At 71.6% G+C, this 19,644-nt stretch carries 20 protein-coding genes; 9 read left to right on the top strand and 11 right to left on the bottom strand.

Going from position 1 to position 19,644, the window contains the following annotated elements; all coding sequences use genetic code 11:
- Positions 1 to 71 precede the first annotated feature (71 nt).
- Positions 72 to 719, bottom strand: coding sequence for a TetR/AcrR family transcriptional regulator (locus OHN19_RS42755; RefSeq protein WP_330294139.1), 648 nt, complete (start codon positions 717 to 719; stop codon positions 72 to 74).
- A 140-nt stretch (positions 720 to 859) separates the two neighbouring features.
- On the opposite strand from OHN19_RS42755, the gene OHN19_RS42750 reads away from it, so the two are divergent.
- Positions 860 to 1,465 (top strand): helix-turn-helix domain-containing protein, encoded by a 606-nt coding sequence (locus tag OHN19_RS42750; RefSeq protein ID WP_330269402.1) that lies wholly within the window; start codon positions 860 to 862, stop codon positions 1,463 to 1,465.
- Between the two features lie 42 nt (positions 1,466 to 1,507).
- On the opposite strand, the gene OHN19_RS42745 is transcribed toward OHN19_RS42750, so the two are convergent.
- From OHN19_RS42745 to OHN19_RS42730, 4 genes are all read right to left on the bottom strand, one after another.
- Positions 1,508 to 2,887, bottom strand: coding sequence for a dihydrolipoamide acetyltransferase family protein (locus tag OHN19_RS42745; RefSeq protein ID WP_330269401.1), 1,380 nt, complete (start codon positions 2,885 to 2,887; stop codon positions 1,508 to 1,510).
- Positions 2,888 to 2,892: 5 nt separating this feature from the next.
- Entirely contained in the window at positions 2,893 to 3,918 is a 1,026-nt protein-coding gene (locus tag OHN19_RS42740) for an alpha-ketoacid dehydrogenase subunit beta (RefSeq protein ID WP_330269400.1), read from the bottom strand.
- Between the two features lie 5 nt (positions 3,919 to 3,923).
- Complete coding sequence (locus OHN19_RS42735; protein WP_330269399.1) at positions 3,924 to 4,928, bottom strand: thiamine pyrophosphate-dependent dehydrogenase E1 component subunit alpha; 1,005 nt, start codon at positions 4,926 to 4,928, stop codon at positions 3,924 to 3,926.
- Positions 4,929 to 5,024: 96 nt separating this feature from the next.
- Entirely contained in the window at positions 5,025 to 5,480 is a 456-nt protein-coding gene (locus OHN19_RS42730; protein ID WP_330269398.1) for a VOC family protein, read from the bottom strand.
- Positions 5,481 to 5,635: 155 nt separating this feature from the next.
- Between OHN19_RS42730 and OHN19_RS42725 the strand changes: the two genes are divergently transcribed.
- From OHN19_RS42725 to OHN19_RS42710, 4 genes are all read left to right on the top strand, one after another.
- Positions 5,636 to 6,943, top strand: a complete 1,308-nt coding sequence (locus OHN19_RS42725) for an aromatic ring-hydroxylating dioxygenase subunit alpha (protein WP_330269397.1) — start codon at positions 5,636 to 5,638, stop codon at positions 6,941 to 6,943.
- Between the two features lie 29 nt (positions 6,944 to 6,972).
- Positions 6,973 to 7,764, top strand: a complete 792-nt coding sequence (locus OHN19_RS42720; RefSeq protein ID WP_330269396.1) for an SDR family NAD(P)-dependent oxidoreductase — start codon at positions 6,973 to 6,975, stop codon at positions 7,762 to 7,764.
- A gap of 40 nt (positions 7,765 to 7,804) precedes the next feature.
- A complete protein-coding gene (locus OHN19_RS42715) occupies positions 7,805 to 9,541 on the top strand; it encodes a PEP-utilizing enzyme (protein ID WP_330269395.1) in 1,737 nt (578 codons plus the stop codon).
- A gap of 76 nt (positions 9,542 to 9,617) precedes the next feature.
- Complete coding sequence (locus OHN19_RS42710) at positions 9,618 to 9,932, top strand: putative quinol monooxygenase (RefSeq protein ID WP_330269394.1); 315 nt, start codon at positions 9,618 to 9,620, stop codon at positions 9,930 to 9,932.
- A 59-nt stretch (positions 9,933 to 9,991) separates the two neighbouring features.
- On the opposite strand, the gene OHN19_RS42705 is transcribed toward OHN19_RS42710, so the two are convergent.
- From OHN19_RS42705 to OHN19_RS42690, 4 genes are read right to left on the bottom strand one after another with little or no spacing between them, the layout of a single operon-like run.
- A complete protein-coding gene (locus tag OHN19_RS42705; protein ID WP_330269393.1) occupies positions 9,992 to 11,017 on the bottom strand; it encodes an NADP-dependent oxidoreductase in 1,026 nt (341 codons plus the stop codon).
- Positions 11,018 to 11,021: 4 nt separating this feature from the next.
- A complete protein-coding gene (locus OHN19_RS42700; RefSeq protein WP_330269392.1) occupies positions 11,022 to 11,237 on the bottom strand; it encodes a transposase in 216 nt (71 codons plus the stop codon).
- Positions 11,238 to 11,244: 7 nt separating this feature from the next.
- Positions 11,245 to 11,571, bottom strand: coding sequence for a 2Fe-2S iron-sulfur cluster binding domain-containing protein (locus OHN19_RS42695; protein ID WP_330269391.1), 327 nt, complete (start codon positions 11,569 to 11,571; stop codon positions 11,245 to 11,247).
- On the bottom strand, positions 11,556 to 12,962 hold the full coding sequence (locus tag OHN19_RS42690) for an aromatic ring-hydroxylating dioxygenase subunit alpha (protein ID WP_330269390.1): 1,407 nt from the start codon (positions 12,960 to 12,962) through the stop codon (positions 11,556 to 11,558). Before OHN19_RS42690 ends, OHN19_RS42695 begins: the two co-directional genes overlap by 16 nt.
- 305 nt (positions 12,963 to 13,267) lie before the next feature.
- On the opposite strand from OHN19_RS42690, the gene OHN19_RS42685 reads away from it, so the two are divergent.
- The 4 genes from OHN19_RS42685 to OHN19_RS42670 are packed head-to-tail and all read left to right on the top strand — an operon-like array spanning position 13,268 to position 17,990.
- Complete coding sequence (locus OHN19_RS42685) at positions 13,268 to 14,407, top strand: sugar ABC transporter substrate-binding protein (RefSeq protein WP_330269389.1); 1,140 nt, start codon at positions 13,268 to 13,270, stop codon at positions 14,405 to 14,407.
- Positions 14,404 to 15,915: a sugar ABC transporter ATP-binding protein gene (locus tag OHN19_RS42680; protein WP_330269388.1), complete on the top strand. Its 1,512-nt coding sequence runs from the start codon at positions 14,404 to 14,406 to the stop codon at positions 15,913 to 15,915. Before OHN19_RS42685 ends, OHN19_RS42680 begins: the two co-directional genes overlap by 4 nt.
- A gap of 1 nt (position 15,916) precedes the next feature.
- On the top strand, positions 15,917 to 16,987 hold the full coding sequence (locus OHN19_RS42675; protein WP_330269387.1) for an ABC transporter permease: 1,071 nt from the start codon (positions 15,917 to 15,919) through the stop codon (positions 16,985 to 16,987).
- Positions 16,947 to 17,990: an NAD(P)-dependent alcohol dehydrogenase gene (locus tag OHN19_RS42670; RefSeq protein WP_330269848.1), complete on the top strand. Its 1,044-nt coding sequence runs from the start codon at positions 16,947 to 16,949 to the stop codon at positions 17,988 to 17,990. The genes OHN19_RS42675 and OHN19_RS42670 overlap by 41 nt, the downstream gene beginning before the upstream one ends.
- 87 nt (positions 17,991 to 18,077) lie before the next feature.
- Here OHN19_RS42670 and OHN19_RS42665 read toward each other — a convergent pair whose 3' ends face one another.
- Together OHN19_RS42665 and OHN19_RS42660 are read right to left on the bottom strand one after the other, a co-directional pair.
- Complete coding sequence (locus OHN19_RS42665; protein WP_330269386.1) at positions 18,078 to 18,848, bottom strand: ThuA domain-containing protein; 771 nt, start codon at positions 18,846 to 18,848, stop codon at positions 18,078 to 18,080.
- Positions 18,849 to 18,851: 3 nt separating this feature from the next.
- Positions 18,852 to 19,616 (bottom strand): SDR family NAD(P)-dependent oxidoreductase, encoded by a 765-nt coding sequence (locus OHN19_RS42660; RefSeq protein WP_330269385.1) that lies wholly within the window; start codon positions 19,614 to 19,616, stop codon positions 18,852 to 18,854.
- Between the last annotated feature and the right edge of the window lie 28 nt (positions 19,617 to 19,644).

The raw sequence follows: 19,644 nt of genomic DNA, 5'->3' as shown, positions 1-19,644 counted from the left end.
GTTCGGCGACCGCGGGCCACTGCCCTGGTGAACGGCCCCGGGGCAGTGGCGTACTGCGCCTGCCTCTGCGGTTAGTCCGCCTTCTGCTCGGCGGCGACGATGCGCAGCGCCAGGGACCGGACCGCCTCCAGCACGGACCGGGAGGGCAGCTGGGACAGCGGTCCGCCCTCCGCCCGCAGCGCGGTGACGAGCATGGTCGTGCTGATGAGGGTGCGGACGGCGAGGGCCTGTGCCGCGTGCCGGGCCTTGGCGGCGCGGGGGCTGCGGGTGGTGCCCTCGGGCAGGTAGTCGTAGCCGCGCTGGATGTGCCGCTGCTCGAACTCGTCCCGGAGCACCTTGACGTTGCCGTTGGCCGAGGCGACCTGCACCTGGTAGAGCCGGGCCTCGTCCGGGTTCTTCTCCACCCACTCCCACACGGCGTCGATGACGCGCACCAGACCCTCCGCGTCACCGGGCTCGGACTCCGGCCGGGCCGCCTCCACGACCGCGTTCAGCTGGTCGAAGACCCGGCGCATGGAGAGCTCGAGCAGTTCCTCCTTGCCGTCGAAGTGGTAGTAGACGGCGGTGGGGACGACCTGCGCCTCGTCGGCGATGTCCTGGACGCTGGTCTCCGCGAAGCCGTTGCGGCCGAACACCCGCACGGCGGCGGTGATGATGTGCTGCCGCCTCGAGGGTCGGTGGGCGGGCTGCTTGCCGTTCTTCGCCGTGGCCGCCATCATGCTCCCTGCCCGCCGCCGTGAACCCGGGTCTCCGGGTCGTTCCGTACTGACAGTGTATCCAGTAACTCCGACCCTCCGTCGGCATAATTCCTGCTGCGCGTTGGCCTCCGGGGCACCGCCCGACCGGCATACTTGACAGCATGACGACATCCGGAACCCGCGCAGCTCACCGCCCCTCGCGCAAGCAGTGGGTGATTGAAGCGGCGACGGAGCTGTTCGCCACCCAGCCGCCGGACGAGGTGACGGTGGCCGACATCGCGGCCCGCGCCGAGATGACCTCGGCGGCGGTGTACTACCACTTCTCCTCCAAGGACCAGGTCCTGGCGGAGACCATGCGGGCGTTCGCCGCCGCGCTGCGCGAGCAGTTGCAGACGATCACCGAGGCGCATGAGCCCGGCTCGGACATCGGCTCGGCGGTCACCACACTGCTGGCCTGGATGGGCGAGCACCGCTCCGCCGCCACCGTGTTCTTCGTGTCGTCGGCCGGCATGAGCCAGGACGCCGAGGCGCTGCGCCAGGAGAGCCGTACGGAGGTGCTGGACGAGCTGGTGCGGTTGATCCGCAAGGCCCGTGTGTCCGTCTCCGACGCCGAGGCGGCGGTGATCGGCCTCGGCCTGCTGGCGCTGCTGGAGACCTCGGCGATCTCGCAGGTCCGGGGGGACGACGTGTACCGGTCGCTGGGGCACCGCGCGTTCGTCCGCGAGGTCGGCGAGCTCGCGGAGCGGATCGCCGAACCGGCCACCTAGCCCCCCGGGTCGGCCACGCACCGCGTGACCGACCGGGCCGGCTCACACCAGCAGGCGAAGGGGCTTGCTCAGCAACTCCCCCAGCGTGCGCAGGAATTCGGCGGCCGGTGCCCCGTCGACGGCGCGGTGGTCGAAGGTGAGGCTCAGGGTGAGCACCCGCGTCCGCAACGGCCTGTCGTCCGCCCACTCGACGCCGTCCCTGAGCCTGCCCACCCCGAGGATCGCGACATTGCCGGGATTGATCACGGGAGTGAAGAAGTCGACGCCGTAGCCGCCGAGCGAGGTGACCGTGAACGTCGCCCCCTCCAGCTGCGCCGGGGAGATCCGCCCGGCGCGCGCGGCCTCGGCAAGGGTCCTCGCCCGGCCGGCGATCCCGGTCAGCGACAGCGCGGCCGCGTCCTCGATCACGGGAACCATGAGGCCGCCCGGTACGGCCACCGCGAAGCCCAGGTGGATGTCGTCGAGCAGGTGGATGCCGTCGTCCCGGACCGTCGCGTTGAGCAGCGGGTGCGCGCGCAGGGCCAGGGCCGCGGCCTTCAGGAGGAAGTCGTTGATGCTGGGCACCGGCAGGTCGCTGCCGGCCCACTCCTCCTTGAGCCGGTCCCGCAGCGACACCACGGCGTCCATCCGGACCTCGTAGCCGTGTGTCAGCTGGGCCATCTCCTGGAGGCTGGCGTGCATCCGGCGGGCGATGGTGCCGCGCATGCCGGTCAGCGGGATGACCTCGCCGGAGCGGGCGGGGGCGGACTCCACGGGTGCCGGGGCGCCTGCCGGGGCGACTGCCTCCAGATCGGCCCGGCGGATCCGGCCGCCCGGCCCGGTGCCGTTCACCTCGGAGAGGTCGATGCCCCGTTCCTTCGCCAGCTTGCGCACCAGCGGCGAGGAGGACGTACCGCTCGGCGGGAGGGATGCGGCGAGCGCCGCCACGTGCTCTTCCACGTCCTCGGAGACGATCCGGCCGCCGGGCCCGGTGCCGCGTACGACGGCGAGGTCGACGTCGGCTGCCGCGGCGACGCGTCGGGCGTTCGGGGAGGACAGCAGGCGGTCACCGACGCGGTTGACGGAAGGGGCGGCGGCCACCCCGGCCTCGGCGAGCGGACCCGTAGACGCGCCGGTGCCGGGGACGGCCACCGTAGGAGCACCCGTGGGCTGGGCGGGCGTGCCCGCGTCCCCCGGTGGCTGCTCGCCCTCCGCCAGCAGCCACCCGATGAGAGCCCCGGCGGGCACGGTGGTTCCCGCCGGGACCACCGGATGGAACAGCCCCCCGGCCTCCGCCTCGACATCCACGTCGACCTTGTCGGTGGCCAGCCGCAGCAGCGCCTCGCCCTCCGCGACGGGGGCGCCGGTGGGCACCAGCCATTCGTCGATCGTGCCTTCCTGCATGGTCAGGCCGATCTTCGGCAGCAGAACCTCGACCGCCACGTCGGTCACGACCTTTCGAGCAGGCGCCGGCAGCCCTGGGCGATGCGGGCGCGGTCGGGCACGTACGCCTTCTCCAGGACCGGCGAGAAGGGCACGGGTGAGAAGGGGGCGCCGATGCGCAGGACCGGCGCGTCGAGGTAGTCGAAGACCTCGTCCTGGATCTGGGCGGCGATCTCCGCGCCGAGCCCGCCGAAGGTGACGGCCTCGTGCACCACGAGCACGCGGTTGGTGCGGCGGACGGAGGCGAACATCGTCTCCGTGTCCAGCGGCTGCACGGTGCGCGGGTCGATCACCTCGATCTCCACGCCCTCGGCGGCGAGTTCGTCGGCCGCCGCGAGGGCCTCGCCCACCATGCGGCCCAGCGCGATCACGGTGACGTCGGAGCCCTGGCGTGCGGTGTGCGCCTGGCCCAGGGGGATGCCGTAGATCTCCTCGGGCACCTCGCCGACGCTGCCGAGCAGGACCTTGTTGAGCATGACGACGACCGGGTTGTCGTCCCGGATGGCCGAGACGGTCAGGCCCTTGGCGGTGTACGCGTCGCACGGCATCACCACCTTGAGGCCGGGCACGTGGGCGAGCCACGCCTCCAGGCTCTGGCTGTGCTGGGCGGCGGCGCCGAGGCCCGCTCCGGAGGCGGTGGTGATGGTGAGCGGCACCGACAGGGCGCCGCCGAACATGTACTTCATCTTCGCCGCCTGGTTGACGATCTGGTCGAGGCAGACGCCGATGAAGTCCATGAACATCAGGTCGACGACCGGGCGCAGGCCCCGGGCGGCGGCTCCCACGCCGAGGCCGACCAGGGCGGCCTCGGAGATCGGGGTGTCGATCATGCGGCGGGGGCCGAACTCGTCGAGGAGGTTGTCGAACATGCGGAACACACCGCCGTACCCGGCCACGTCCTCGCCGGCGACGAAGACGTTCTCGTCCTCACGCATGGCCTGGGCGAGTCCTTCGTTGAAGGCCTTGACGTAACTCAGCTTGCGGGCCCCGGCGTTCGGGGCGACGGCCGGTGCTTCGGAGATCGTGGTCATGGCGGTCATCCCGAGTAGACGTTGAGCAGCAGGTCGGCGGGGTCGGGCAGCGGGCTCGCCTCGGCGTACGCGATGGCATCGGCGATCTCCTCGCGGGTGCGCCGCCACACGTCGTCCAGCTCGGCGCGGGTCGCGGTGCCGTCGGCGACTGCGCGGGCCTCGATCAGGTCGATGGGGTCGCGCGACTTCCACTCGGCGACCTCCTCGTCCGAGCGGTAGGGGTGCCTGAGGCCCTTGACGCCCTGGTGGTCGAAGAAGCGGTAGGTCTTGGCCTCGATCATCATGGGGCCCGCGCCGGCCCGGGCCCGGGCGACGGCCTCGGTGGCGGCGCGGTGGACGGCGACCGCGTCCATGCCGTCGACGATCACGCTGGGCATGCCGTAGGCGGCGGCCCGGTCCGCGACGTCGGTGAGGAGCATGTGCCCGGACTGCGGGGTGAACTCGGCGTAGCCGTTGTTCTCGCAGACGAAGATCACCGGCAGTCCGAGGATCGCGGCCATGTTGGCGCCCTCGTGCCAGGCGCCGATGTTGGTGGCGCCGTCGCCGAAGAAGCTGACGGCGACGCTGTCCTCGCCCTTGTAGCGGGCGGCGAAGGCGGCGCCCACGGCGATCGGGACACCGGCCCCGACGATGCCGTTGGCGCCGAGCATGCCGCGACTCAGGTCGTTGATGTGCATGCTGCCGCCGCGGCCGAGGCAGGCTCCGGTGGCCCGGCCGTACAGCTCGGCGTACATCGCGCGGAACCCGACGCCCTTGGCCACGGCGTGTCCGTGGCCGCGGTGGGTGGAGGTGATCTGGTCGTCGTCGCGCAGGGCCGCCATGACGCCGGCGGCGACGGCTTCCTGGCCGACATACAGGTGCAGGAAGCCTGGCAGCTTGCCCGCCTCCATGAGCTTTCCCGCCTCGGTCTCGAACAGCCGGATGCGCACCATGCGTTCGTGCAGGTCCTTGACGACCTGTGTGCTGACCTGCGTGGTTTTCTTCGACGCCGTCGACGCTCGTTGAGCCATCGTCCGCCCCTTCGTCCGAGGGAGGTTGCCAAGCAATCGGACTTACTTGTGCCGGCCTACAGTAACCGGCTGGGGGCACCTTACTGAAGAGCATCTCTAATTACTATGCCCAGGCTCAGCGCGGCCGCCCCGGCCGTCCACCAACTCGACGACGTTGCCCTCCGGATCGGCCCAGAAGCTGATCCGGCGACCGCCCGCGCGGACCGCGAACGGGTCCGACAGGGGCCGGGCACCGGCGGCCGGCAGTGCCGCCACCACAGGGTCCATGTCGTCGACGTGGAAGGTGAGATACGACAGGCCCACGCGGCCCGCCGACCAGGGCGTCGCAGGTCCCGGCACCGGGGCCGACCGGGGAAGGATCAACTTCACGCACCCTCCCGAGGGCACCCGCAGCCAGACCACCGTCAACGCGCCGCCGAGCCCGGCCGGGCCTCCCACCGACTCCGGGACGCGCGAGCGGCGCTCGACGCGACAGCCGATCACGTCGCCGTAGAAGCGCTCCATCAGTTCCAGGTCGCGCACCACCACGCCGACCTCGAACGGCAGGGTCATGACCATCACACCCACCCCCACGGCACACCGAGCGGCAACTTCGACACTTTCTATTGACAGACCACACTAAGTCCTGTTGCAGTTTCGGACACAACCCAGCTGTCGCATCACGAAGCCGGTCACCGGCTCGCGGCTGGGAGGATTGTGAGGACATCGTGGTCCAGACCAGTTCGCCGGAGCTCCGGGAAACAGCCAGCGGGCCCGGGTCACCGGCCCCGGTTCCGGCGGCTCCCCCGACCCCCGAATACGCGTCGTGGATCAGCCAGGACCGGTCCACCGACGCGGCGGCCGTGACGATGCGCCGGGAGGCGGCCGAACTCGTCGAGCGGGTGCTGGCGCACTACCGCGCCAACACGACGCACGAGGCGGACGGCCAGTGGACGGAACCCGTCGCGAACTACCTCGACGCCGACCGCTGGCAGCGTGAGACACAGGCCGTGCACCGCAGCGTGCCGCTGCCGCTCGCCATGTCCGCCGAGCTTCCCGGCCCGAACACCTACAAGGCGATCGACGTGCTCGGCATCCCGGTGCTGATCACCCGTGACCGGCAGGGCGTCGTCCACGCGATGATCAACGCGTGCCGGCACCGGGGCGCCAGGCTCCTCGAGGCCGGCTGCGGGGTGTCGAAGCGGCTCACCTGCCCGTACCACTCCTGGTCGTACGACCTGGCCGGGGAGTTGCGGGGCGTGTACGCCGAGAAGACCTTCGGCGAGGTCCCGCGCGAGGGCCGCAGCCTGGTCAGGCTCCCGGCCGGGGAGCGCGCGGGGATCGTCTTCGTGTCCCTCGACCCGGCGGCCGCACCGGACCTGGACGACTGGCTCGGGGACCTGCAACCCCTGCTGGAGGGGCTGCGCCTCGCGGAGTGCCACCACTACTCGACCAGCGAGCTGACCAGCCCCAACTGGAAGGTCACCCTCGACGGGTATCTGGAGACGTACCACTTCGCCTCGCTGCACCCGAAGACGGTGTTCGAGACGAACCTGTCGAACATGATGGCCCACGACACCTGGGGCCCCCACCAGCGCATCGCACCGGCCCTGCGCCCCATCGCGCGGGCGGCCGAACTGCCGCCGGAGCAGCGCGATCCCGGGGACTGCGTCGGGCCCATCTACTGGCTCTTCCCGGGCCTCGCGATCGCCGGCGGCTGGCGCCAGAAGATCGCGGTCTCCCTGGTGCTGCCCCGTACGGCGACCGAGTCGGTGACGCAGCAGATCATCCTGCTGCGCGAACCGGCGGTCACCGACGAGGAGCGCCAGGCCGCCGACCGGTTCGGCGAGTGGTTCCACGAGGTGGTCCGCGACGAGGACTACGCGACCACCTACGGAGTACAGAAGGGCCTCGAGGCCCTGGCCGGGACCGACTTCGTCTTCGGACGCAACGAGCCCGGACTCCAGCACTTCCACCGCACCATTCACCAGCACCTGGACCAAGGCGCCTCAGCAGCCGCCAGAGCCACCAGGTGACCTACCAACCAGAATCGCGGGAGAACACCATGGTGGCTACGGGCAGCCTCGACGGACGTGTCGCGGTGATCACGGGCAGCACGCGCAGCATCGGCCGCGCCATCGCCGAGGCCTTCCTGGCCGACGGCGCCACGGTCGTGGTCAGCGGCCGCAGCGAGATCAAGGGCAAGCAGGCCCTGGAGGAGATGAACGCCGGGGACCGGGCCGTCTTCCACCCCTGCGACGCGGGCCGCCAGGAGGACATCGAGGCCCTCGCCGACTTCGCCGCCGAGCGCTTCGGCCGGCTCGACATCTGGGTCAACAACGCCGGCGGCAGCTCCGGCTTCGCCCCGATCCACCAGCTCAGCGACGAGGCGTGGCACGCCGCCCTCGACATGAACGTCAACAACTACTTCTACGGCACCCGCCGGGCGCTGCCGAAGATGCTGGACGGCGGCTGGGGCCGCATCATCAACATCTCGTCGGTGGAGGGCAAGCAGGCCAACAAGCCCGCGATCAGCCACTACATCACCAACAAGCACGCCATCCACGGACTGACCAAGGCGACCGCCTTCGAGTACGGCACCCAGGGCATCACCTGCAACGCCATCTGCCCCGGCGCCGTCGACACCGACCTCATGCGGGCCGCGGGTCCCGCCGCGGCGGAGGCCGAGGGCATCTCGTACGAGGAGTGGCTGGGCCGGTTCGCCGAGCACGCCGCCACCAAGAAGATCACCACCGTGGAGCAGATCGCGGCGGTCGCCTCGCTGCTGGCGAGCGAGGCCGGGGCGGGTATCACCGGCACGCTGATCAGCGTCGACGGCGGAACGGCACAGTGGTAGGCGGGGCAGGCGCGGGTACGGACAGCGGGAGATCTCGGTCATGAAGAGCTGGATCACGGACTGGCAGCGCAGTGAGCGGCTGCCGCACTACACCCGGGCCAACGCGGGCGAGACCCTGCCGGACCCCGCGAGCCCCCTGGGCTGGACCCTGGTCTGGGGACGGGGCCTGCAGGGCTGGCGCAACGGCTTCGTCGGGTTCGGCATCTACCGTGAGGAGGAAGTGGCCGGCCCCCGCCCGCCGTTCGTCGGCATGTTCGGCGGCCACTTCTATCTGAACCTCTCCCACATGCGGCTGTTCGGCATCCGCATGGGGCAGACCGCCGACCAGATCGACGCGGCCTTCGTCGGCCAGCGCTCCGACACCCCGGTGTACGTGGCGCACCCGGACGACCAGGACGAGGAGCTGACCGCCAAGGCGGGCGCGACACTCCAGCGGATGCTCGGCCAGGCCTCCTTCCCGGAGGCCGACGCCGACCGCGAGCGGCTGCGCGCCCTGCGCCGCTCGCGCCCGGACCTCACCCAGCTGTCCGACGCCGAACTGGTCGCGCACGCACGGTCGTTGCTGGACGAGGTGGAGACGACCTTCCAGCGGCACGTCGAGTCCTCGCTGCCCGCGTCGGTCGGACCGGCGATCCTGGGCCCGCTGTGCGCGGGCGTGGACCGGCCCGGCGCCATGCTCGACCTGATCGGCGGTCTGGGCGACGTCGACTCCGCGTCCCCGTCGACCGGGCTGTGGACGCTGTCCCGTCAGGTGGCGGCCTCGGCGGAGCTGACCGCGCTGTTCGACCGGGGCCCGGCCGCGGTGGAGCAGGCGCTCGACGCCGCGACCGGTGACGTGAAGGCCTTCCGGGACTCCTTCGAGGAGTTCCTCGCGGAGTCCGGCGACCGCGGCCCCAACGAGTGGGACATCCACGCGCTGTCCTGGGAGGCGGCCCCGGTCCAGGCCCTGGCCCTGGTCGACCGGATCCGGCACAGCCCCGACGAAGACTCCCCCGCCGCCCGCCGCGAGCGCCTCACCGAGGGGCGCGAGCGGACGGCACGGGAGGTCAGGGCCCTGCTGCCCGAGGAGACGCAGCCTCTGTTCGACGCCGGTATGCACGCCTCCCAGGTGTGGATCCCGGCCCGCGAGCGCACCAAGGCGAACTGCGTCACCGTCGTCAACGAGATCCGCATGGCGGTACGGGAACTCGGCCGGCGCGGCGTCGAGGCGGGCCTGTTCGCCCGCCCCGAGGACGTGATGATGCTGCTGGACACCGAGCTCGACGACTATGTCGCGGCCCCGGAGTCCTTCGGCCCGGTGATCGCGCGACGGCTCGAGGAGTACGCGGGCCTGTACGAACTGGAGCCGCCGTTCTTCGTCGCCGCCGACGCGCAGACCGAGATCGACGGCTGGCCGCGACGCGCCGAGGAGCGCACCCCGGCCGCCGTCGAGGGCGATGTGCTCAGCGGGGTCGGCGGCAGCCACGGCACCTACACCGGCACCGTGCGGGTGGTCACCGACCCGGCCTCCTGCGAGGCGCTGGAGCCGGGCGAGGTGCTGGTCGCGCCGATCACCGACGCGGCGTGGACACCGCTGTTCCTGGTCGCCGGGGCGGCCGTGGTGGACGTGGGCGCGCTCAACAGCCACGCCGTGGTGGTCTGCCGCGAACTGGGCATCCCGGCGGTCATCTCCGTCGAGGGCGGGACACGGCGGCTGCGGGACGGCATGGTGATCACGGTCGACGGTGAGCGGGGCACGGTCACCGTCGACAGTGTCCCGGTGGCGCTCGGCAGTTGAGTACGCCGCGGGCCCGTCGCTGACTCCCCATCAGCGGCGGGCCCGCGGTCATGACCGCGAAAGGAGCGTGTGACGCATGGCTGAGGCAATCATCGTCGCCGGCTGGATGGACTACGAGCCCGGCGACCGCGACACGATGCTGGGGCATCTCGTTGCACTGGGACACCGGACCCGCGAGGAGGAGCCGGGCTGTCTCGACTACGCCATGACGGCGGACCCGGATGACGAGCGGCGCATCCGGGTCTATGAGCGGTGGGTCTCGCAGCAGGCCCTGGACGAGCACTTCGAGGCCGCGCACATGAAGGAGTTCAGGGCGGCTTCGGCCGGGCTGACCCGGGTCGGCGTCTCGTTGGACGTCCACACGGTCGCGGAGTCCCGGCCCATGCGCTGAAACGGCGCCCCCTCCGATCGGGGGGCGCCATTGCGGTTCAAGTCGCCGCCGTTTCGGTGTCAGTCGCCCAGCCGCACCAGCATCTTGCCGACATTGCCGCCACCGAGCAGCGACAACAGCGCCCCCGCGGCGTTCTCCAGACCGTCCACGACCGTCTCACGGGCGGTGATCCGGCCCTCGGCGAGCCAGCCCGCGACCCGTTGCTCGAACTCCGGCCGCAGGTCGTCGTGGTCGCGGACGATGAAGCCGCACAGGGTCAGCCGCTTGAGGACGGCCTGGATCAGATGGTTGATGTCCACGGTCCGCCGGTCGCCGCCGAACTGCGACATCATGCCGCACAGCGCCACCCGGCCACCGGTGCGCAACGCGTGCAGCGCGGCGGCGAGTTGCTCACCGCCGACGTTGTCGAAGTAGACGTCGATGCCGTCGGGCGCGATCCGGGCCAGTGCCTCACGGACCGGCTCGGCGCGGTAGTCGGCGGCGGCGTCGTAGCCGAACTCCTTCACCAGCAGGGCGCACTTGTCGGGACCGCCGGCGGTCCCGACGACGCGGTCCGCGCCCAGCAGGCGCGCGAACTGTCCCGCGGCGGTGCCGACGGCCCCGGCCGCCGCCGACACGAACACGGTGTCGCCGGGACGCAGCGCCGCGATACGCGTCAGGCCCACGTAAGCGGTGAACCCGGTCTGGCCGAGCAGGCCCAGCCAGGTGGGCAGCGGGGCGAGCCGGGGGTCGATGCGGCCGGCACCGTCGGTGTCGGCCGCGTCCAGCACGGCCCGCTCCCGCCAGCCGAGTTGATGGCGTACGTACGTGCCCGGCGGCACCGAGGCGCAGCGGCTCTCCTCCACCACGCCGAGGGCGCGCCCGTCGAGGGGCGAGCCCGGGGTGAAGTTGTGCGTGTAGTGCTTCTCGGTGCTCTCCAGGCGCCCGCGCATGGACGGGTCGACGCTCATGTAGAGGTTCCTGACGAGCACTTGGCCCTCTCCCAGGGACGGCAGGGGGCGGTCCTCGACGGCGAAGTCCGCAGGGAGCGGTTCTCCGTCGGGGCGGCGCACCAGACAGACCGCCCGGGTGGTGCGGGGCGTCACGGGGTCACCGCTCCGGCTGCGGGGGCGTACGGCGCTGGGCGAGGCGGCCGACCCAGCCGGCCATCTGGAGGTCGGCGTGGCGCAGTTCGCCCGACTGCCAGCGGGCCTGGAAGTCGAAGAGCCCTTGCGTGCCGGTCGCGGGGTCGGTCACCTCCACCAGCCCGTCCTCGGTGAGCCGGTAGACATGCCCGGTCAGGGGGTGGATCACTTGCTTGGACATGGGGGCCTCACTCCTGCACTCGGCGGCGGACGCCGCGCTTGGTCACGGTCACCGGGCCCTGGACCCGGAGCCGGCAGGCGAGCCGGGTCAGGCCGTCCACCGGTCTGCGCAGGGACTCGATGCCCTCGCGTTCCAGCGGGCCCACGGGGGAACAGTTCTCGGCGCCCTCGTCGACCTGGACGAAGCAGGTACGGCAGGTGCCCTTGCCTCCGCACAGGGTGGGCCAGCGGTAGCCGAGGCGCTGGGCGGCGGTGAACAGGTCCTCGCCGTCGAGGACTTCGAGCTCGACGCCCAAGGGTCTGACCACCACCCGGTGGGTCACTTGTCCATCCACTGGTCGAGGGTCCGGTTGAAGTGGCGGATGCGGCTCTCCTGGTAGTTGGCCAGGGTGATCCCGGGCTTGCGCATCGCCTTCAGGCCCTGCTGGACGTAGGGGAGGTTCTCGCAGTCCTGGTCGAAGACGGGCCCCAGCACGCCCAGTTCGGGGATGTCGGCGAACAGCATGTCCTCGGGCACCCAGCGGATCTTCGCGGGGGGCGGCACCTCGCCGGGCTCCTTCGGGGACGACATGAAGATGATCTCGGCGGTGCACGAGTCCGGGTCGAGGCCGTTGGGCCGGAACCGGTAGATGATGTTGGACTTGGCGCCGCCCCAGGGGTTGAAGTTGGGGAACAGCAGGTAGTTGATGGCGTCCAGCAGCTCGGTGTCCGGGGTCTGCGAGAAGTCCTGCGCCGAGGTGGCCGCCAGCTGCGCGCGCATGCGCTCGGCGAGGACCTGGCGGGCGGTGCCGCCGGGCGGGATCGGCGGCAGTTCGTCGCCCTCCTGCATGACGAGGTCACGGCCCTGCGCGGCGGCGTAGAAGGCGCGGGAGTCGTAGAAGGTCTCCAGGACGTCCTCCTCCGTCACGGAGTCGGCCACGTGCGGGCTGGGAGCGCCCTGGATGTTGATCATCCGGTTCCAGTTCGGCTGGTCCGCCATGACGTCGTACTGCGAGTTGGCGTCGGCGAGCCACGGCAGCATCTGCGGGTGGGTGGCGATCACGTGGAAGGACTCGATGAACGCGTCCTGGGCGACCTTCCAGTTGCAGGGCAGCACCTTGGCGATGTGCAGCGACTTGTAGCGGTTCTCCAGCGGCCAGATGTAGTAGTCGTCGAAGGTGCCGCGGTAGCTGTCGAAGGATTCGGCGTACGGGTCCATGTTGATGAAGACGAAGCCGCGCCAGGTGGCCACCTGGGCTTCGGGAAGGGCGAACTTCTCGGGGGTGACGTGCGGGAAGTCCCAGGCGCAGGGCGGGGTCTGCATGGTGCCGTCGAGGTTCCAGGCGAAGCCGTGGAAGGAGCAGCGGAACTCGCTGACGTTGCCGCCGCCGGTGCGCAGTTTGCGTCCGCGGTGCAGGCAGACGTTGACGAAGGCGCGGATCTCCTGGGGGGCGGTGCGCACGACGATCAGGGAGTCGTCGCCGATCTCGTAGACCTCGTGGTCGCCGACCTCGGGGATCTCGCTCTCCAGGCAGGCGAACTGCCAGACGCGCCGCCAGACCTGCCGCATCTCGCGTTCGGCCCAGTCGCGGGACGTGAAGCGGGCGGTGTCGATGTCCTCGCTGCCGAGGTGGTCGTTGTGCTCGTACCGCAGGGCGGCGGGCACCGGGCGGCTGTCCTGGTCGAGGTAGTCCTGGACGCTGGGCCCCGGGCATCGGGCAGTGGCCGGCTCCGATGTTTCGTCCATCATCTCTCCTCCGGCAGAAACTTTAGAAGGAGTGTAGTTACGGTCGACGGCCATGAGCAACAGTCGAGCCGGTCGACGAGACCGCGTGCCGCACGTCTGCGGCCTCACTAGCTGGGAACCAGCAATTTTTTGCGGTGACCCTCTCCCCAAGGCTGTCGGAGCGTGTCACACTCCGACCCACTTGAGGCTGTAGTGCCTCAAAAGTTTCTCAACGGATTTCCCCTTCCGGGACGGTCTCTGCCCTCCCGGCCACGTCCCCGCCGCGCCTCTCGCTCCGGGGCGACACACCACGGGAGTGCTCAACGATGAGTTCCAGACCCCGTCGCGCGGTCCGCCGCGCTCTGACCGCGATCGTCCCCGTCACCGCCCTGCTCGCTCTCGCGGGCTGCGGAAGCGGGACGACACCGGCCGCCGACTCCGCCAAGGCGGCTCCGGACTCCCCCGGCCTGATCGCCGCCCGCAAGGCCGTGGCGAAGTACTCCGCGCACCCGGCCGAGATCCCGGTCACCCGGCCGGTGGGCAAGCCGATCCCCGCGGGCAAGACCATCGACTTCATCCTGTGCGGCGTGCAGTCCTGCCAGGACCTGGCCAACTTCTTCACCGCCGCCGCCAACCAGCTCGGCTGGCACGTCCGTACGATCTCCACCCAGGGCACACCGGAGTCCGTCCAGAGCGCCTACGAGCAGGCGCTGCGCGACAAGCCCGACGCCGTCGTCTCCTCCGGGTTCCCGCGCGCCGTGTACGCCAAGCAGCTCGCCCAGCTCAAGGCGGCGGGCATCCCCGTCCTCCAGTCGAACGCCGACGACGTCGTGGGCGACGGCATCTCCCTGCTCAAGAACGGGCCCCAGGACGTCGCCGTCCAGGGCGAGATGCTGGCCTCCTGGGTGGTGTCCGACAGCGACGCCCAGGCCGACACCGTCTACTTCGACCTGCCCGCCTACACCATCCTCAAGCCCGTCAAGGACACCTTCGCCGCCAAGTACAAGGAGTGGTGCGCGGGGTGCGGGCTGGACACCGTGGACGTGCCGATCACCGCGATCGGCAAGGACATGCCGGACCGGGTCGTGTCGTATCTGCGCTCCCACCCGAAGGTGGACCACGTCGTGTTCTCACTGGGTCTGCTCAACGTGGGCGTGCCGGCCGCGCTGAAGACCGCCGGCATCACCGGCAAGCACCTCGCCGTGAACGTCGGGGACGGACAGAACTACCAGTACATCCAGAGCGGGCTCAGCGACGCCGCGATGGCCCTGAACTCGCACGAGGCCTCCTGGCTGCAGGTCGACGCGCTGGCCCGCCACTTCACCGGCCAGTCCATGGACGTGGACCAGAAGGCGGTGCTGCCCAACATGCTCATCACCAAGGACAACCTGCCCAAGACCATCGGGGACTTCCCGATCGTCGAGGACTACCAGGCCCAGTTCAAGGCACTGTGGGGCGTGAGTTGAGCGGGCCGGTACTGCGGGTGGCCGCCCTGTCGAAGCGGTTCGGCGCCACCCGGGCCCTGACGGACGTCGACCTCGAGGTGGCGCCCGGCGAGATCCACGCACTGATCGGGCCCAACGGCTCCGGCAAGTCCACCCTGATCAAGATCCTCGCCGGGTACCACCACGCGGAGCCGGGTGCGGTGGCCGAACTCGACGGCGAGCCCTTCGACCTGAGCCAGGTGGCGGCCTCCCGCCACGACCGGCTGCGCTTCGTCCACCAGGAGCTGGGCCTGGTGGGCGAGTTGAGCGCGGTCGACAACCTGGCCCTCAGCCACGGCTTCGCCCGCACCGCCTTCGGCAACATCCGCTGGGCGGAGATGGAACGGCGCACGCACGCCCTGGTCGAACGCTTCGGCCTCGGCATCGACGTCCGCCGGCCGCTGTCGACGGCCACCCCCGTCCAGCGCACGGTGGTGGCCATCGCCGCCGCGTTGCAGGGCTGGGAGGGCCGCCGCGGCGTCCTGGTGCTCGACGAACCCACCGCCGTGCTGCCGCCGGGCGAGGTGGCCCGGCTCTTCGACATCGTGCGCGAGGTCCGCGACGCCGGTGCGGGCGTGCTGTACGTCTCGCACCGCATGGACGAGATCTTCGCGCTCGCCGACCGGGTCACCGTGATCCGCGGCGGACGCCGGATCGCCACCCGAGCGGTCGCCGATCTCACCCCGCGTTCGCTGGCGGAACTGATGGCGGGCGAGGAGATGGAGACCGACCACCGTCCGCCACCCCCCGCCGCTTCCGGTGGCCCCGTGCTGGAGGTGCGCGACCTGTCGGCCGGGCCGCTGCGCGGGGTCGGCTTCGACCTGGCCAGGGGCGAGCGCCTGGGCGTCACCGGTCTCGTCGGCTCCGGCCACGAGATCGTGCCGTACGCGGTGTGCGGCGCCCATACCGGGCGGGTGGGCGGCAGACTGCGCCTCCCGGAACGCTCCACCCGGTGGACCGAGGCGCGTGACGCCCGCGCCCTGGGCCTTCCCCTCGTCCCGGCGGACCGGGCGGGCGAAGGGGTGATCGGCGACTTCTCGGTCGGCGAGAACCTCACCCTGCCGCTCCTGGACCGGCTGCGCAGCCGCTCCGGCCGGCTGCGCCGCCGCCGTGAGGCCGCCCTGACGGAGGACTGGATCAGCCGGGTCGACGTCCGCACGGCCGGCCGTGGGGCCAGGATCACCACGCTCAGCGGCGGCAACCAGCAGAAGGTCGTCATGGCCCGCTGCCTCGCGCAGCGCCCGCCGGTGCTGACCCTGTGCGAGCCCACGGCGGGCGTGGACATCGCCACCCGCCTCCAGCTCTACGACCTGATCGAGCGGCAGGCCGACGAGGGCATGGGTGTCATCGTGTCCTCCTCCGACACCCAGGACCTCCTCGCGCTGTGCACCCGCGTCCTGGTGGTGCGGGACGGCCGGATCGCACGGGAGATCAGCGGGCGGGACATCACCGAGTCCGCGCTCGTGCACGCCATGGAAGGAACCGAGTGAGATGACGTCCGTCCCGACCCGGGTGAGCGCCACCCTGTCGTTCCGCAACATCGGCGCGGTGTACGTGTGGCTGGTGATCGTCGTCCTCTTCTCCGTGTGGGCGCCGGACACCTTCCCCACGGCCATCACGGTCAAGCAGGTGCTCAACGGCAACGCGGTGGCCGGCCTCGTGGCGCTCAGCGTCGTACCGCCGCTGGCCGCCCGCGTCTTCGACCTGTCGGTCGCCTACACCATGTCCCTGACCAGCGTGCTGACCGCCCACTTCCTGGTCGCGACGGGCCTCGGTCCCGTGGCCGCGATCGCCCTGGCGATGGGCGCGGCCCTCCTGGTCGGGGTGGTCAACGCCCTTGTGGTGGTGGTCCTGCGTGTCGACTCGTTCATCGCCACGCTCGCCACCGGGGCGCTCATACAGTCGCTGATCACCATGGTCACCAACGACAGCTCGATCACCGGGGTGCAGCTGCTCGCCAAGCCGTTCGCGAGCATCGCCCAACTGGACGCGGGCGGCATCACCCTGCCGGTGCTGTATCTGCTGCTCGCCGCCCTCGCCATCTGGTTCGTGCTGGAACACACCGCGACCGGACGCCGGTTGTACGCCACTGGGTTCAACACCGACGCGGCCCGCCTCCAGGGGGTGCGCACCGACCGGCTGCGCGTCGGGACCCTGGTCACGTCCGCGCTGCTGTCCGGTTTCGCCGGAGTGGTCTTCGCGTCCTCGGTGGGGTCCGGATCGCCGACCGCGGGCAGCCCGTATCTGCTGTCGGCCTACGCGGCGGCCTTCGTCGGGGCGACCCAGCTGCGCGCGGGCCGGTTCAACGCCTGGGGGACGGTGATCGCGGTGCTGCTGCTCGGCACCGGCATCACCGGCCTCGGGCTCGCCACCAGCGCCCAGTGGGCAGCGAGCCTGTTCACCGGCTCCGTCCTCATCGTGGCGCTGGTCCTCACGGGCGGCCGGATCGCCCTGCCCACCGTGCTGCGCCGCCGGGCCGGGAAGCTGCCCGGCCCCGAACAACCTCGAGGGAGTACCGATGATGAAAGCCGTGCAGTACCTGCGGGTGGGACACGCTCCTGAGCTCGTGGAGGTGCCGGTGCCCGAACCCGGCCCCGGCCAGGTCCTGTTGAAGGTCACGGCGGCGGGCCTGTGCCACTCCGACATCGCGGTGATGGGCTGGCCCGAGGAGGCGTTCCCCTACGCCCTGCCGATGACCCTCGGCCACGAGGGGGTGGGCACGGTGGCGGCGGTGGGCGCCGGCGTCACCGAGGTGACGGAGGGCGAGGCGGTGGCGGTGTACGGCCCGTGGGGCTGCGGACGCTGTCACCCGTGCGCCGAGGGCAGGGAGAACTGCTGTCCGCACGCGGCGGAGCTCGGCATCGTGCCACCCGGGCTCGGCCGGCCCGGCGCGCTGGCGGAGTACATGCTGGTGGACTCGCCGCGCCACCTGGTCCCGCTCAACGGCGTCGACCCGGTGCAGGGGGCGCCCCTCACCGACGCCGGGCTGACCCCGTACCACGCGATCCGCAGGTCGCTGCCGAAGCTGCTGCCCGGCAGCACGGCCGTGGTGATCGGCGTCGGCGGCCTGGGCCATCTCGCCGTGCAACTGCTGCGTGCGCTGACTCCCGCGCGGGTGGTCGCCCTCGACACGAGCGAGGACAAGCTCCAGCTGGCGGGCAAGGTCGGCGCCCACGAGACACTGCTCTCCGACGGCGAGGCGGCCGCACGGATCCGGCAGCTCACCGGGGGTACGGGGGCGGAGGTGGTCCTGGACTTCGTCGGCGCCGAGGCGACCCTGGCGGTCGCGGCCGCGTCGGTGGCCGTGGCGGGCGATGTCACCGTGGTCGGCCTCGGCGGGGGCACGCTGGCCGTCGGCTTCGGCGGCGGGCTGCCGTTCGAGGTGTCGGCCGCCTTCCCGTACTGGGGCAGCCGGACCGAGCTCATGGAGGTCCTCGACCTCGCGCGGCAGGGGCTCGTGTCCGCCCACGTCGAGACGTTCACGCTGGAGCAGGCCCCCGAGGCGTACGAGCGTCTGCACGCCGGGGACATCAACGGCCGCGCGGTGGTGCTGCCGCACGGCTGAGCCCCGGCAGAAAGAGGGCCGGCGCCTTCCCGGCGCCGGCCCTCTTCGGCGTGTCCGCCGTCGGCCCACGGTGTGTCCGCCGTCCGCCTACGGTGTGTCCGCCATCCGCCGCACGCACCGCCGCAGCACGGTCAGGAACTCCGGCGTCCGCCACGGCCCCACGTCCACGCGTCCGGTGTCGGCCACGCCGAGGTCCTGCATGTCGTAGCGGCCCCGGCAGTGGCCGAGGGTGAAGTAGCAGACCTCGCCGCGGCCGTGCGGCTTGAGGTAGAGCACCGGTCGGGGCGCGCTGTCGCGGGCGGCCGTGTCGCCCTCGGCGAAGCCGCGGCACGGTCCCGTGTACTCGGCGTGCAGCAACACCTCCAGTTCGCCGTGCAGTTCGCACACGTACAGCTCGTCGGTGACCGTGAACGGATCGATCCCGGCGACCAGCGGGTGCTCGGGCCGGGTCACCCGCACCTCGTACGGCTCGATGGGCGGGTGGGCCAGGAACTGGCTGCCGAGCACCTGGGCCAGGTCCCCGAGGAGCCGTGGGGTGGTGAACTCCCGCGGTCCGTCACCCGTCGACGGCTCGATCACGGCGTTGGTGCCGTGCAGGGCCAGCCAGCGTCCGCCCCGCTCGACGAACCGGGCCAGCGCGGCCCGCTGTGCCGGTCGGGGCCGGACGTCGCAGGTGTAGGTGACCAGCAGATCCGCCTTGTCCAGGGCGGGCAGGCAGTCGTAGTCCTGGTACACCGTGGTGCGCACGCGCGGCTGCTCGGCGAGCAGTTCCAGCAGCCTGAGGCGGGCGTGGTCGAAGTCGTGCCAGCGGCCGCCGCAGACCAGTACGGCGTCCAGGCGGCCGGCCGGGCCCGACACGGCTCAGTACTGGACGCGGGTCAGGAGCCCGCCGTCCACCACGAGGTTGACGCCGACGCAGAAGGAGCCGGTCCGCCCGAGCAGGAACGCGACCGCCGCGGCCACGTCCTCGGCGGTGCCGTAGCGGCCGATGGGCAGCCTGGCGAGGACCTCCTCGTAGACCTCCGGGCGGCTGGTGCGGATGGTCTCCCAGGCGCCGCCGGGGAAGTCGATCGGGCCGGGCGAGACGGTGTTGACGCGGATGCCCTTGGGTGCGAGGGAGTGGGCGAGGGCGGAGGCGTGCTGGACGACGGCCGCCTTGAGCGCGGAGTACGAGTTCGCTCCGGCCGGGCGCGCGGTGTCGGAGGCGTTGGTGGTGCCGATGGCGACGACGGCGGCCCGGTCGGAGGCCTCCAGGTGCGGAAGGGCCGCCTCGACGAGGCCCGCGAAGGGGATCAGGTCGCCGCGCAGGCTGGCCTCCCAGGACTCCGGGCCCTTCACGTTGCCCGCCGACACGTTGGACACCAGCAGGTCGAGGCCGCCGAGTTCACCGGCCGCGCGCTCCACGAAGCCCGCGAGGGCGGCCGGGTCGGTGACGTCGACCGGTTCCGCGAACACGGTGGCGCCTTCGGCCCGCAGTTCGGCGGCCGCCTTGGCCAGCCCCTCCTCGCCCCGGGCGCACAGGGCCAGCGCGCAGCCCTCGGCGGCCAGAGTCTCGGCGATCGCCCGGCCGATGCCCCGGCTCGCTCCGGTCACCAGTGCCTTCGCGCCTGTCAGTCCCAGATCCATCGTCGTCACTCCTTTGTGAGAAGGCCTG

The sequence above is a fragment of the Streptomyces griseorubiginosus genome (assembly GCF_036345115.1).
GTDB classification, from domain to species: Bacteria; Actinomycetota; Actinomycetes; order Streptomycetales; family Streptomycetaceae; genus Streptomyces; species Streptomyces griseorubiginosus_C.
This window is presented reverse-complemented; position numbering and strand designations above follow the sequence as displayed.